Origin of the sequence: Bacteroides sp. 4_1_36 (assembly GCF_003466325.1) — a bacterium.
Classification (GTDB): Bacteria; Bacteroidota; Bacteroidia; order Bacteroidales; family Bacteroidaceae; genus Bacteroides; species Bacteroides uniformis.
In genome coordinates this window covers 103,546-117,591 of the sequence record NZ_QSOX01000010.1, presented here as the reverse complement: position 1 = coordinate 117,591, position 14,046 = coordinate 103,546, and the positions used below count along the sequence as shown (strand labels likewise).

The following is a 14,046-nucleotide window of genomic DNA, read 5'->3' as shown; positions in this document are numbered from 1 at the left end:
CCTGATTTTAGAAATTTATTTGATTTAGTCAATGGGAAAACTCAGAATATTAGGAAGCGGAACTTCGACCGGTGTGCCTGAGATAGGCTGTACTTGTCCGGTCTGCACTTCTACTGACCCGCGGGACAACCGCTTGCGTGCGTCATCCCTGCTGCATACGGATGATGCGGTGATATTGATAGATTGTGGTCCTGACTTCAGGGAACAGATGCTGCGTGCTTCTTCTTTTGAGAAGATAGACGGCGTACTGGTGACACACGAACACTATGACCATGTGGGCGGTCTGGATGATTTGCGCCCGTTCGGTCGTTTTGCCGATATTCCTATCTATTCCGATGCCTACACTGCTGCCCATCTGCGGGCAAGGATGCCTTACTGCTTTGTCGATAAGGTATATCCGGGAGTTCCGCGTATCTATCTGCAGGAAGTGGAGGCGGGGCAGGTGTTCCACATCAACCGGACGGAAGTGCTGCCTTTACGGGTGATGCACGGCAGGCTTCCCATCCTGGGCTACCGCATTGGCGGCCGGCTGGGATATATCACGGATATGCACATGATGCCTGAGGAATCTTATGAACAATTGAAGGGCTTGGATGTTTTGGTAATGAATGCTTTACGGCCAAAGCCGCATCCTACGCACCAGAGTATTTCGGAGGCGTTGGAGGCTGCCGGACGTATTGGTGCCAAAGAGACCTATTTCATCCATATGAGCCATCATGCAGGGCTTCATGCCGATATCGAAAAGCAGCTGCCACCCCATGTACACTTTGCCTACGATGGACTTGAAATAGATTTCTAAACTTTTTGAAACATTTGTTTTGTTTTATTAGTAGAAAATGCTATTTTTGCCAAAAGTTGATGAATAAATGCCATGAAACTCCGACTCCTCATACAGATAGCTGTCGTTGTGTCCATAGTGCTGCTATGTACCGGTTTTGGTGTGTATTCTTTCCTGCGGTTGAATTCGGTGGAGAACCGGCAGGATTTCAATCTTTATACTTTGGTGCCGCAAGATGCCACAGCCATACTCGAAACCGACCGTATGGCAGACCTCGTGGAGGATATCAATGAACTGAATTGCAGCAAAGACAATCATTTTCTATACGTATCGGAGCTTTTTGTTTACTTGAAGAAGTATTTGTATACTTTGGTGGAGGATACTCCGCATGGACTGAGTAAACAGATGAACAAGATGCTGATTAGCTTTCACGAGCCGGATACACCGATGAACCAAGTATTGTATTGCAGTTTGGGTTCGGGTGATTATGAGTTGGTGGAATCTTTTGTGGAGAAGTACTGCTCCAGTTCGTTTCCTTCCAAGTATTTCGATTACAAGGGAGAGGAGATACGTATCTATCCCATGGCAGACGGTCGTTTCCTGGCTGCCTACTTCACTCCCGATTTTCTGGTTGTAAGTTTCCAGAAGCGTTTGATAGAACATGTGATTGATGCGCGGCGCAGCAAAAAGTCCCTGATGAACCTCCCTTCTTTCCGCACTATGTACGCGGGCAAGCAGAGTAACGTGGCTGCCACGGTCTATGTGCGTATGAAAGGAGTGGATATGGGGAAGCCTACGGACGGTATCCGTTCGCAGACGCAGCTGGGCAGTTGGGCGGAGTTTGACATGAAGTTCAATGAAGATGCCATTTATTGCTCCGGCATCAGCCATGGGTCGGATTCCACACAGACGTTTATCAATGCCTTGCGGGTGCAGCAGCCGGTAGAGGACGGATTTTCCGGGGCTCTGCTTCCGTCTTCCACTTTCTTTTACGATCGCTGGGCAATGTCTGACAGAAATTCCTGGTTTGGCTTTACTGCCAGTCAGGAGTATGCCAAGGCCACCTATTCAGACTATATCAAGCAGCGCGACGAGGAGTGGATTGCTTACTTGAATGAGCATGCGGGCGAGAGCGTGATGTCTTGCTTGTTCCAGTCTAAAGACACGTTGGACAAGCTGCCTTGCGCCGTGATGTGTATCCCTCTCAAGGATGAACTGGCAGCGGAACGCCGCTTGCAGTCTCTGCTTTACAGTACCCCCAAGGAAGAGGATGCTCCGCTTATGCCGAAGGTGGTTTCAAATAATTCGTTGTATCCCAAAGCAAGGAAGTTCCCTAAATATGTGTTGCCCCGTAACACGCTGCTCACTCAGCTGACGGGCATCACGGAGTCTGCCCTTTATACCTTTGCCTGTTTCTATCGGGGTAGTCTGTTGCTGGCTCCCGATGCACTGAGCCTTTCGGCCTATATTGAGGCGGTGGAGAGTGGAGATGTGTTAGACGGAACACCGGTGTACGAAGAGGGTATAGGCAGTCTTTCACCCATATATAATTTTGTGATGATGGTGGATATGGAGATGATGCTGAGCCAGCCTGAAACGTATGTGCGTCTGATACCGAACTTCTTCTTCCGTCAATCCAACTTCTTCCGTCATTTCATGCTTGCAGTACAGTTCACTTGTACAGAAGGGGTGGTTTATCCGAATATCGTATTGCTTTATAAAGGGTGATTAATCGGTCATTCTGTAGAGTGCTGAGGGAAAATAAGCACGAGGAAAGTCAAAATACACACTCACCACAGATTGCACAGATTAAAACAGCTAAAAATTCTTGATTATCAAAATTCTAGAATAAACTGTGTTAATCTGTGCAATCTGTGGTGAATTATAACATATTCTTAGAACGGCAGGTCATCCTTTGCATCCCCTGCGAGGAATTCCGGTGCGGCAGTGGGAGCCGGCGGTGGAACGGGAGCGCCCGGAGCGGGTGCGGCAGTGCTTACGCGTTCTACCTTCCATGCGCGAATACTGTTGAACCAACGGTCCTGCCATTGGCGTGCGTCTACATCAAAAGATACTGTCAGCTCTTCGCCCATCTGAATATTGAACTGTTCGATTTTGTCCGCTCCAAATACGTCAAAACACATTTTGCGCGGATATTGGCCATGGTCTTCAATCACATATTCTTGTGATTTCCATTCGTTACCTGACTTGGAAACTCCGCCTCTGGGCTGGAGTATAGCGATGATTTTTCCTGTAAATTCCATTGTTTTCTTTTTAAATGATGCGGCGAAGTTACAATTTTTTAGGAATATGAGACGAATATTCGGCTGTTTTTTCTTGCTATTTCTTTGTCGTAGGGAATTCTTTTTTTAACTTTGTCCGTCAGTTTGAAAAAGATAAAAACGGTTTCTAAGACGTTAGCAAAATAAAAAACTTAAATATACAGAAGATATGAAATTTATCGTTTCGAGTACTGCGCTCTCCAGTCATTTGCAGGCTATCAGCCGTGTGATTAATTCGAAGAATGCGTTGCCTATTTTGGATTGTTTCCTCTTTGAACTGCAAGACGGAACCTTGTCTGCAACTGTTTCCGACAGTGAAACGACGATGGTCACTACAGTCGAAGTGAATGAAAGTGATATGGACGGCCGTTTTGCCGTCACAGCCAAAACCCTTTTGGACGCTTTGAAGGAAATTCCCGAACAACCGTTGACTTTTGAAATCAATACGGATTCCCTTGAAATCACGGTACAGTATCAGAACGGTAAATACAGTCTGATGGGGCAGAATGCAGACGAGTTCCCGCAGTCCGCCATGTTGGGTGACAATGCCGTACGTGTGGAAATGGATGCACAAGTGTTGCTGGGTGGCATCAACCGTGCCGTGTTTGCCACAGCTGATGACGAACTTCGTCCTGTGATGAACGGTATCTATTTCGATATCACAACGGAGGATATCACGATGGTGGCATCGGACGGTCATAAACTGGTGCGCTGCAAGACACTGGCCGCCAAGGGCAACGAGCGTGCTGCCTTTATCCTGCCCAAGAAGCCGGCTTCCCTGATGAAGAACCTGCTACCGAAGGAACAAGGTATGGTGACTATCGAGTTCGACGAACGCAACGCTGTGTTCACATTGGAAAGCTACCGCATGGTGTGCCGTCTTATCGAAGGACGCTATCCCAACTACAACTCTGTGATTCCGCAGAACAACCCTTATAAAGTGACGGTAGACCGTCTGCAACTGCTCGGTGCTTTGCGCCGCGTGTCTATCTTCTCTTCGCAGGCAAGCAGCCTTATCAAGCTCCGTATGCAGGAGAATCTGATTGTCATCTCCGCACAGGACATCGACTTCTCTACATCGGCCGAAGAAACACTGGTTTGCCAATATGCGGGCAATCCGATGAGCATCGGTTTCAAGTCCACTTTCCTGATTGACATTCTGAATAACATTTCTGCCGATGAAATCGTTATCGAACTGGCAGATCCTTCACGTGCAGGTGTCATTATTCCGGTAGAGCAGGAAGAGAACGAAGACTTGCTGATGCTGCTGATGCCGATGATGCTGAATGACTGATGAATATTAGCAATCGGATTATGAGCTACGAGCTACAAGTGGCTGCGCAATTATGCCGCACGGTACTTGTAGCTCGTGGCTTGTAAGTTAAACTTATAATTTATAGCTCATAGCCAGAGCTTATAAAACGAAAAAACAATGAAATTGAATCTGAAAAATCCGATAGTCTTTTTTGATTTGGAGACTACGGGTACCAATATCAACTCAGACCGAATTGTCGAAATCTGTTACCTCAAGGTATATCCCAACGGGAATGAGGAGTCCAAAACCATGCGTATCAACCCCGAAATGCCCATTCCTGCCGAAGCATCTGCCGTTCATGGCATCTACGATGCCGATATAGCCGACTGCCCCACATTCAAGGAAGTGGCGCGCAACATTGCCAATGACATTGAAGGATGCGACTTGGCGGGCTTCAACTCCAACCGTTTTGATATCCCCGTCCTGGCGGAAGAGTTCCTTCGTGCCGGTGTGGACATTGACATGAGCCGTCGCAAGTTTGTGGACGTGCAGGTCATTTTCCACAAGATGGAGCAACGCACGCTGTCTGCCGCCTATAAATTCTATTGCGGCAAGAATTTGGAAGACGCCCATACGGCAGAGGCTGATACACGTGCCACCTACGAGGTGCTGATGTCGCAGTTGGACCGCTATCCGGAGTTGCAGAATGACGTGGCTTTCCTTGCCGACTATTCCAGCTTCAACAAGAATGTGGACTTTGCCGGTCGTATGGTCTACGATGACAAAGGTGTGGAAGTATTCAACTTCGGCAAGTACAAGGGCATGTCGGTATCCGATGTCCTGAAGCGCGATCCCGGCTATTACAGCTGGATTCTGAACAGTGATTTTACCCTGAATACCAAAGCCACGCTGACCAAGATACGTCTGCGTGAAATGACTCAGAAATAAATGGCAAATATACTGAAAGGGAAGAAAATAGTATTGGGCATTACGGGCAGCATTGCCGCCTATAAAGCATGCTATATTATTCGCGGACTGATTAAGCGTGGTGCAGAGGTGCAGGTGGTCATTACGCCTGCCGGAAAAGAATTTATTACCCCTATCACGCTCTCTGCCCTGACCAGCAAACCGGTTATCAGTGAGTTCTTTGCCCAACGCGATGGTACCTGGAACAGCCATGTGGACCTCGGTCTGTGGGCAGATGCCATGCTGATAGCCCCGGCTACGGCTTCCACCATCGGCAAGATGGCGAATGGCGTGGCAGACAATATGCTGATTACCACCTATCTTTCCGCCAAAGCTCCGGTGTTTGTGGCGCCTGCCATGGACCTGGACATGTATGCCCATCCTTCCACCCAAAAGAATCTGGATACACTCCGCTCTTATGGAAACCACATCATAGAACCTGCTACGGGAGAACTCGCCAGCCATCTGGTGGGGAAAGGCCGTATGGAGGAGCCGGAGAATATCATCCGCCACCTGGAAATGTACTTTGCTGCCAAAGAGGGCGACCTGGTGGGCAAGACAGTGATGATAACCGCAGGACCTACTTATGAGAAGATAGACCCGGTGCGCTTCATCGGCAACTATTCTTCCGGCAAGATGGGACTTGCCCTGGCAGATGAATGTACCGCCAGAGGGGCCAAGGTGATACTGATTACCGGTCCGGTGCAGCAAGGCACTTACTTCCCGATGCACCAGTACCATGCGGTAGAGTCGGCGCAGGAGATGTTCGAGGCTGCATCCGCCGCCTTTGTCCATGCCGATGCCGCCATCTTGACGGCTGCCGTGGCAGACTACACCCCCGAACAAGTGGCGGATGAGAAAATCAAGCGCGAAAAGACCGGGGAGATGAGTTTGAACTTGAAACCTACCCGCGACATAGCCGCTTTCTTAGGCAATCTGAAGAACGATACAGAGCATCAACGGCGCCTCCTCGTAGGCTTTGCCCTTGAGACTCATAACGAGCAGATGAATGCGGAAGACAAGCTCAACCGCAAGAATCTGGACTTCATCGTGCTGAACTCCCTGAACGACAAGGGAGCCGGTTTTCGTTGCGATACCAATAAAATCAGTATCATAGACCACCAGGGAAAGACGGACTACCCCTTGAAGTCCAAAGCCGAAGTGGCTGCCGACATCGTAGACCGTCTGGTGAAAGATTTAAATAGTAAATAGTAAATCGTCAAATTGTCAATATCCTTATGTTGCGTTCGCTTTACATACAGAATTATGCGCTTATTGAAAAGCTCGATATCAGCTTCAGCAGCGGTTTCTCGGTGATAACGGGTGAGACCGGTGCTGGAAAATCCATTATTCTGGGTGCCATCGGTCTGCTGCTGGGACAGCGTGCCGACGTGAAAGCCATTCGTGTAGGAGCTTCGAAGTGCATTATCGAGGCCCGTTTTGATATTTCCGCTTACGGTATGCAGCCTTTCTTTGAGGAGAATGAGTTGGAGTACGAGGAAGAATGCATCCTGCGCCGCGAGGTGTCCGCTTCGGGCAAGAGCCGGGCATTCATCAATGACACGCCTGCTTCATTGGCTCAGATGAAGGAGTTGGGAGAACAGCTGATTGACGTACATTCCCAGCATCAAAACCTCTTGCTGAACAAGGAGGGATTTCAGTTGAATGTACTGGACATCTTGTCGCATAACGAAGAGGCCTTGTCTGCTTACCAGCATATCTTCGGAGCATGGAAGCAGGCACAGCAGGATTTGGAGGCCCTTGTTGCCCGTGCCAATCAGGATAAGTCGGACGAAGACTATATCCGTTTCCAACTGGAACAGTTGGAAGAGGCACACTTGTCTGCCGGTGAGCAGGAGGAGCTGGAGCAAGAGGCAGATACGCTGAGCCATGCGGAAGAGATAAAGGCCGGACTCTATCGGGTAGGGCAGACGCTCTACTCGGACGAAGGAGGCTTGTTGTCCGGGCTGAAGGAATGCCTGAACACGATGCTTGGCCTGCAGAGGGTTTATCCGGTTGCCGGGGAACTTGCCGAACGCATGGAAAGCACTTATATCGAGCTGAAGGATATTTCGCAGGAAGTGTCGGGTAAGGAGGATGAAATAGAGTTCGACCCCGAACGTCTGGATGAAGTGAACGAACGTCTGAACTTGATTTATACGCTCCAACAGAAGCACCGCGTTTCCACTGTCGGTGAACTTCTGGCGCTGACGGATGAATACGCCGCCAAACTCTCCGCCATCACTTCGTCCGACGAGCACATCGAGGAACTGAAAGCGCGTTGCGACGCTTTATATAATAAGGTGAAAAAGCAGGCTGCCGTCCTCACCAAGGCGCGTACTGCCGTTGCCCGTGAAGTGGAGAAGCAGATGGCTGCGCGGCTGGTTCCGTTGGGCATGCCCAATGTCCGTTTCCAGGTAGAGATAGGTGCCCGCAAAGAGCCGGGCATACACGGGGCGGATACTGTGAACTTCTTGTTTTCCGCGAATAAGAACGGGGCATTGCAAAGCGTCTCCTCCGTAGCTTCGGGTGGTGAAATAGCCCGCGTCATGCTCTCCATCAAGGCAATGATAGCCGGTGCCGTCAAGCTTCCTACCATTGTATTCGACGAAATAGATACCGGAGTCTCCGGCGAGATAGCCGACCGCATGGCGGATATCATGCAGGAGATGGGCGAGCAGGACCGCCAGGTAATCAGTATCACCCATCTGCCCCAGATTGCTGCCCGCGGACGCGCCCATTATAAGGTGTACAAGCAGGACAACGAGACGGAAACAAACAGTCACATCCGTCGTCTGACCGACGATGAACGTGTGGAAGAAATAGCCCATATGCTGAGTGGTGCTAAGCTGACCGAAGCCGCACTGAACAATGCCAGAGCATTGCTGGAAGTATCAAATAGTAAATAGTAAATCGTCAAATAGTAAATACCCATATATGGTTGATAACAGTGAAATGATTTTCGGCGTTCGTGCCGTGATAGAAGCCATTCAGGCAGGAAAAGAGATAGACAAGATATTGGTAAAGAAGGACATTCAGAGTGATTTGTCAAAAGAGCTGTTCGCTGTCTTGAAAGGGACTTTGATACCGGTACAGCGCGTTCCGGTGGAACGCATCAACCGCGTGACGCGGAAGAATCACCAGGGAGTGATTGCCTTCATCTCTTCAGTCACTTACCAGAAGACGGAGGACTTGGTACCTTTCCTTTTCGAGCAGGGCAAGAATCCTCTGTTTGTGATGCTCGACGGCATCACGGATGTCCGCAATTTCGGTGCCATTGCCCGTACTTGCGAGTGTGCGGCGGTAGATGCCGTGATTATCCCTGCACGGAACAGTGTATCTGTCAACGCAGATGCCATGAAAACCTCGGCAGGAGCCTTGCACACTTTGCCCGTTTGCCGCGAACACAGCCTGAAAGAGACCCTGCAATTCCTCAAGAATAGTGGTTTCCATATCGTGGCAGCCACGGAGAAAGGCGATTACGACTATACCAAAGCCGACTATACCGGTCCGATGTGCATCATTATGGGTGCCGAAGACAAGGGGGTGTCCTATGACAACCTGGCGTTGTGTGACGAGTGGGTGAAGATTCCCATGTTGGGAACCATCGAGTCCCTCAATGTTTCCGTTGCAGCCGGCATTTTGATTTATGAAGCGGTAAAACAAAGAACCAACTAAGATATGAAAAAGAAATTGCTGTTGATGCTCACTCTCTGTTTATTGGCTCAGTGGAGTGTGGCACAAGCCCCGAAGTGGGTAGACAAAGCCAAACGTGCCGTTTTTTCGGTGGTGACCTACGACCAGGACGATAAGATACTGAATACTGGAAACGGCTTTTTTGTCACTGAAGATGGCGTTGCGCTTTCTGACTACACCTTGTTCAAAGGTGCCCGGCGCGCCGTTGTGATGAGCTCGGACGGGGCACAGATGCCGGTGGAGGCCATTATGGGAGCTGATGACATGTACGATGTTGTCAAGTTCCGTGTCGGCATCCCCGGAAAGAAAGTCACGGCACTCACTTTGGCTGCTGTGGCTCCGGCCGTCGGTGCGGATGTATATCTGCTGCCTTATTCCACCCAGAAGGACCGTTCCTTCACTGCCGGGAAAGTAAAGGAAGCTGATAAGATTTCCGGTAACTATTCCTATTATACACTTGATATGCGTTTGAAGGACAAGATGGTGAGTTGTCCGCTGATGACTGTGGACGGGCAGGTCTTCGGCCTTGCGCAGAAGTCCTCCGGACAAGACACGGCTACCATCTGCTATGCCATTGATGCCAATTTCGCCATGTCGCAGAATATCTCCGCATTGTCTTATGGAGATATGTCATTGAAGGGCATCGGTATTAAGAAGGCATTGCCCGATACCGAAGAGCAGGCTTTGGTGTTCCTCTACATGGCTTCTTCCCAACTGTCTCCGGAGAAGTATATGGAGACTCTGAACGATTTCATTGCACAATATCCTGCCAGTGCCGACGGTTATCTGCGCCGTGCTTCCCAGCATCTGTTCATGTCCCGTGAAGATGCTTCCATGGATAAGGTCGCCGCAGATATGGATAAGGCTTTGGAGGTTGCCGCAAAGAAAGATGATGTGTATTACAACCGGGCCAAGATAATCTATAATTATGCATTGGGCAAGCCCGAGAAAGTTTATAAGGACTGGTCGCTCGACAAGGCTTTGGACGAGGTACGGAAAGCGATAGCCATTGACGAGCTTCCGGTTTATGTCCAGTTGGAGGGTGACATCCAGTTTGCCAAGCAGGACTATCCGTCGGCATTTACCAGCTATGATAAAGTGAATAAGACCATTCTGGCCTCTCCGGCCACCTTCTTCAGTGCCGCCAAGACCAAGGAATTGATGCAGGCGCCTGCCGAGGAGGTACTGGCTTTGATGGACAGTTGTGTGGCCCGCTTTACCCAGCCCTATACGGAGGAGGCCGCCCCTTATTTGTTGGAGCGTGCCCAAGCCCGTATGAATGCAGACCAGGCGCGTAATGCCATGCTGGATTATGACGCCTATTACAATGCCGTGAACGGTAAAGTGAACGACATGTTCTACTATTACCGTGAGCAGGCCGCTTTGAAGGCCAAGCAGTACCAGCGTGCGCTGGACGATATGGCGAAAGCCATCGAACTGAATCCGGAGGATTTGACTTACCGTGCCGAACTGGCAGTGGTGAATCTTCGCGTGGGACGTTACGAGGAGGCGTTGAATGTGCTGAAGACTGCCTTGGAGAAAGACCCTAACTATGCCGAGGCCTATCGTCTGATGGGTATCGCCCAGCTGCAGATGAAGAAGGATAAGGAAGCTTGTGCCAGCTTTGCCAAGGCAAAGGAATTGGGTGACCCCAATGTGGATGCTTTGATTGAGAAGCATTGCAAGTAAAGGGATGGGATAGAATAAAGGCTCTGCTTTCGCAAGCAGAGCCTCTGTTTTGGGGAACTCCCCCGTGTTAAATGAGTTAAGTCTAGGTATAACAGGTTATGAGTGAAATTACGTTGTTTTATTTATAAAATGCGTGGATTTCCGGAATACTGCATATACTTCGGATTTTTTTATTTCAAAAAAGGAAAATAGACTCGATTATTAATAAAAACAAACTTTGACAATCATGAAGAAAGTGATTTGCAGCCAGAAGGCACCGGGCGCCATAGGCCCTTATAGCCAGGCTATCGAAGCCGGCGGAATGGTATTTGTATCAGGTCAGTTGCCTATTGACGCAGCTACCGGAGTGATGGCTGAAGGTGCGGAAGCGCAAGCCCGCCAGTCCTTGGAGAATATAAAGCATATCCTGGAAGAGGCAGGTCTGAGCATGGCGAATATTGTGAAGACAACCGTTTTCCTGGCAGACATGTCCTTGTTCGCTGATATGAACAAGGTATATGCCACTTATTTTGACGGTGCTTTCCCGGCACGTTCGGCTGTGGCAGTGAAGGCGCTGCCCAAAGATGCCTTAGTAGAGATTGAGTGCATCGCGGTTCGCTAACAAGTCGGCCACAATGAAACTGCTGCCTCCCACGAAGATGAAATCTTCCGGGAGGCTTTTTTCTTGTGCAGCCCGCACGGCGGCAGGTACATCAGGATAGCAATGTCCTTCCAGACCTGCTGCTTCGGCAAGCTCCTGTAGTTCGCTTTCGGGCAATGCTCGCTTCACGCTGGCTTTGGTGAAGTAGTAGGTCGCTTCCCGGGGCAGCAGGGCCAGTACCCCCCGTATATCCTTGTCATTCACCATGCCTATGATGATGTGTAGCTGGCGGTAAGCCTGCTGTTTCAGTTGTTCTGTAATGTAGGTGATGCCTCCCACATTGTGGCCGGTGTCACAAATCAGGGTGGGCGACTCCTGCAGTTTTTGCCAGCGTCCCATCAAGCCTGTCAGTTCCACCACACGGGCAAAGCCACTGCGCACTGCTTGTTCGTCCAGCCGGTAGCCGGCTTCTTTCAGTAGCGGGAGGGCGGTGAGGATGGTCCGGGCATTTTTCTGCTGGTAGAGCCCTTTCAGTTCGTATTCTATTCCGGGATAGTCTTCACGGTCATTCTCCTCGGCAAAGTAGATGGGAGCACCCGTTGTCTGTGCTTTTTCCAGAAATACCGGTTTCGTTTCGGGAGTGGTCTCGCCGATTACAACGGGGATACCGCTTTTAATGATTCCTGCCTTCTCTCCTGCGATTTTTGCCAAGGTGTCCCCCAGGAATTGGGTATGGTCAAAACTGATGTTGGTGATGATGCATACATCCGGACGGATGATATTGGTACAGTCCAGGCGTCCGCCTAGTCCCACCTCGATTACGGCTACATCCACCTTTTCATCGGCAAAGTAGCGGAAGGCCATGGCGGTGGTCAGCTCAAAGAAAGAGGGATGGAGGGGTTCGAAGAAGCCACGTTCCTGCTCTACAAAACGGATGACGTATTCCTCGGGTATAGGCTGTCCGTTAATCCGGATGCGCTCCCGGAAATCCACCAGATGGGGCGAGGTATAGAGCCCGACCCTGTATCCTGCCTCTTGCAGTATGGCGGCAAGCGTATGCGAGCAGGAACCCTTTCCATTGGTACCGGCCACATGAATGCTGCGGAAACTGCGGTGGGGATGTTCGAAATGTTCGTCCAGGGTCAGAGTATTTTCCAATCCTTCCTTGTATGCTGAGCCGCCCACTTGCTGAAACATGGGCACACTGTTATATAAGTAAGTTAAAGTGTCCTGATAATCCATCTTTTATAATATTTAACGGAGAAGCAATCCTTTCTCCCTATTAATTTGTTATCTTTAAAAGCGACAAAGATAATGCAGACCGAACGCAATCAAGCTTGCTTGAAATTGCTTGCAGTGTAGCTTATCTTAAGCTTATGCAAAGGTATTAACAATTTAAATCTAACGTGTATGGGAGCTAAGAAAAATTTTGTGATTGATACGAATGTGATTCTTCACGATTATAACTGTTTGAAGAATTTTCAAGAGAATGACATTTATCTTCCCATCGTAGTCCTTGAAGAACTGGACAAATTCAAGAAAGGTAATGAGCAGATTAATTTCAATGCGCGTGAGTTTGTCCGTGAGCTAGATTTGATTACCGATGACAATCTGTTCACCAAAGGGGCGCCATTGGGAGAGGGCTTGGGCCGTCTGTTTGTGGTGGCAGGCATGGTGGACTCTCCCCGGGTACGTGATTCCTTTCCCGAACGCATCCCCGACCATCAGATTCTGTCGGTAGTGGACTGGCTTTCCACCAAAAAGCCTAAAATGAAAACCATCCTTGTCACGAAAGACGTGAATCTGCGCATGAAGGCGCGTTCCATCGGTCTGCTGTGCGAAGACTACATCAATGATAAGGTAATCAATGTGGATATATTCGAAAAGTCGAATGAAGTGTTCGAGGGTATTGACCCTGCGCTGATAGACCGCATTTATTCTTCCAAAGAAGGACTGGACATCAACGAGTTCGATTTTAAGGACATCATTCGTCCCAACGAATGTTTTGTGCTGAAGAGTGACCGCAGCAGTGTGCTTGCACGTTATAATCCCTTTGCCCATTCGATTTGTCGGGTCAACAAGACAAGGAATTATGGCATTGAACCGCGTAATGCCGAGCAGAGCTTTGCTTTTGAGGTGCTGAACGACCCGAATATCAAGCTGGTTGCCCTGACCGGTAAGGCGGGAACCGGTAAGACCCTGCTGGCACTGGCCGCCGCATTGGGAAAACTTACCGACTACAAGCAGATTCTTCTGGCACGTCCCATCGTGGCCTTATCCAATAAAGACCTTGGATTCCTTCCTGGTGATGCCAATGAGAAAGTGGCTCCTTACATGCAGCCTTTGTTCGATAATTTGAATGTAATCAAGCATCAGTTCGCTGCCAATTCCTCTGAAGTGAAACGCTTGGAGGATATGCAAAAAAGTGAACAATTGGTCATCGAGGCATTAGCCTTTATCCGTGGGCGCAGCTTGAGCGAAACCTACTGTATTATCGATGAAGCCCAGAACCTGACCCCACATGAGATTAAGACCATCATCACCCGTGCCGGCGAAGGTACAAAAATGGTGTTTACCGGTGATATTCAGCAGATAGACCAACCCTATCTGGACAGTCAGTCCAACGGGCTTGTCTATATGATAGACCGCATGAGAGACCAGAATTTGTTTGCCCATGTCAATCTGGTGAAAGGGGAGCGCAGCCAGTTGAGCGAGTTGGCAAGTAATCTGATGTAGCGGATACCGCATTTTCCGGGGCAAAACTATTTCTATCCCGCTTTCTGACTGTTAAAACGGGGGA

The 14,046-nt window shown here is 49.4% G+C and carries 12 protein-coding genes; 10 read left to right on the top strand and 2 right to left on the bottom strand.

Translation table 11 applies throughout. The features are described 5' to 3' along the window. The first annotated feature begins 31 nt into the window (after positions 1–31). A complete protein-coding gene (locus DXD65_RS11430; RefSeq protein ID WP_005832365.1) occupies positions 32–799 on the top strand; it encodes an MBL fold metallo-hydrolase in 768 nt (255 codons plus the stop codon). A gap of 72 nt (positions 800–871) precedes the next feature. Next, entirely contained in the window at positions 872–2,506 is a 1,635-nt protein-coding gene (locus DXD65_RS11425; protein ID WP_005831393.1) for a DUF3352 domain-containing protein, read from the top strand. A gap of 167 nt (positions 2,507–2,673) precedes the next feature. Here the strand turns inward: DXD65_RS11425 and DXD65_RS11420 are convergent, their stop codons facing one another. After that, entirely contained in the window at positions 2,674–3,042 is a 369-nt protein-coding gene (locus DXD65_RS11420) for a DUF3127 domain-containing protein (protein WP_005831391.1), read from the bottom strand. 187 nt (positions 3,043–3,229) lie between these two features. On the opposite strand from DXD65_RS11420, the gene dnaN reads away from it, so the two are divergent. The 7 genes from dnaN (at position 3,230) to DXD65_RS11385 (ending at position 11,267) form a co-directional block, all read left to right on the top strand. Beyond that, positions 3,230–4,354 carry a DNA polymerase III subunit beta gene (dnaN, locus tag DXD65_RS11415; protein ID WP_005831387.1) on the top strand — a complete coding sequence of 375 codons (1,125 nt, stop codon included), beginning with the start codon at positions 3,230–3,232 and terminating at the stop codon, positions 4,352–4,354. A 138-nt stretch (positions 4,355–4,492) separates the two neighbouring features. Continuing rightward, complete coding sequence (locus tag DXD65_RS11410; protein WP_005831385.1) at positions 4,493–5,263, top strand: 3'-5' exonuclease; 771 nt, start codon at positions 4,493–4,495, stop codon at positions 5,261–5,263. After that, entirely contained in the window at positions 5,264–6,493 is a 1,230-nt protein-coding gene (coaBC, locus tag DXD65_RS11405) for a bifunctional phosphopantothenoylcysteine decarboxylase/phosphopantothenate--cysteine ligase CoaBC (RefSeq protein WP_117713869.1), read from the top strand. Positions 6,494–6,519: 26 nt separating this feature from the next. Further along, entirely contained in the window at positions 6,520–8,190 is a 1,671-nt protein-coding gene (gene recN / locus DXD65_RS11400) for a DNA repair protein RecN (protein ID WP_117887653.1), read from the top strand. A 28-nt stretch (positions 8,191–8,218) separates the two neighbouring features. Then, on the top strand, positions 8,219–8,959 hold the full coding sequence (rlmB, locus tag DXD65_RS11395; protein ID WP_005831382.1) for a 23S rRNA (guanosine(2251)-2'-O)-methyltransferase RlmB: 741 nt from the start codon (positions 8,219–8,221) through the stop codon (positions 8,957–8,959). 3 nt (positions 8,960–8,962) lie between these two features. After that, positions 8,963–10,666: a serine protease gene (locus DXD65_RS11390; protein ID WP_117887652.1), complete on the top strand. Its 1,704-nt coding sequence runs from the start codon at positions 8,963–8,965 to the stop codon at positions 10,664–10,666. A 226-nt stretch (positions 10,667–10,892) separates the two neighbouring features. Beyond that, positions 10,893–11,267: a RidA family protein gene (locus tag DXD65_RS11385; protein WP_035448830.1), complete on the top strand. Its 375-nt coding sequence runs from the start codon at positions 10,893–10,895 to the stop codon at positions 11,265–11,267. Here the strand turns inward: DXD65_RS11385 and DXD65_RS11380 are convergent. Further along, positions 11,235–12,488, bottom strand: a complete 1,254-nt coding sequence (locus DXD65_RS11380; RefSeq protein ID WP_117887651.1) for a bifunctional folylpolyglutamate synthase/dihydrofolate synthase — start codon at positions 12,486–12,488, stop codon at positions 11,235–11,237. The genes DXD65_RS11385 and DXD65_RS11380 overlap by 33 nt on opposite strands. A 168-nt stretch (positions 12,489–12,656) precedes the next feature. Here DXD65_RS11380 and DXD65_RS11375 point away from each other — a divergent pair, with 168 nt between their 5' ends. After that, positions 12,657–13,982 carry a PhoH family protein gene (locus tag DXD65_RS11375; RefSeq protein WP_117887650.1) on the top strand — a complete coding sequence of 442 codons (1,326 nt, stop codon included), beginning with the start codon at positions 12,657–12,659 and terminating at the stop codon, positions 13,980–13,982. The last annotated feature ends 64 nt before the right edge of the window (positions 13,983–14,046 follow it).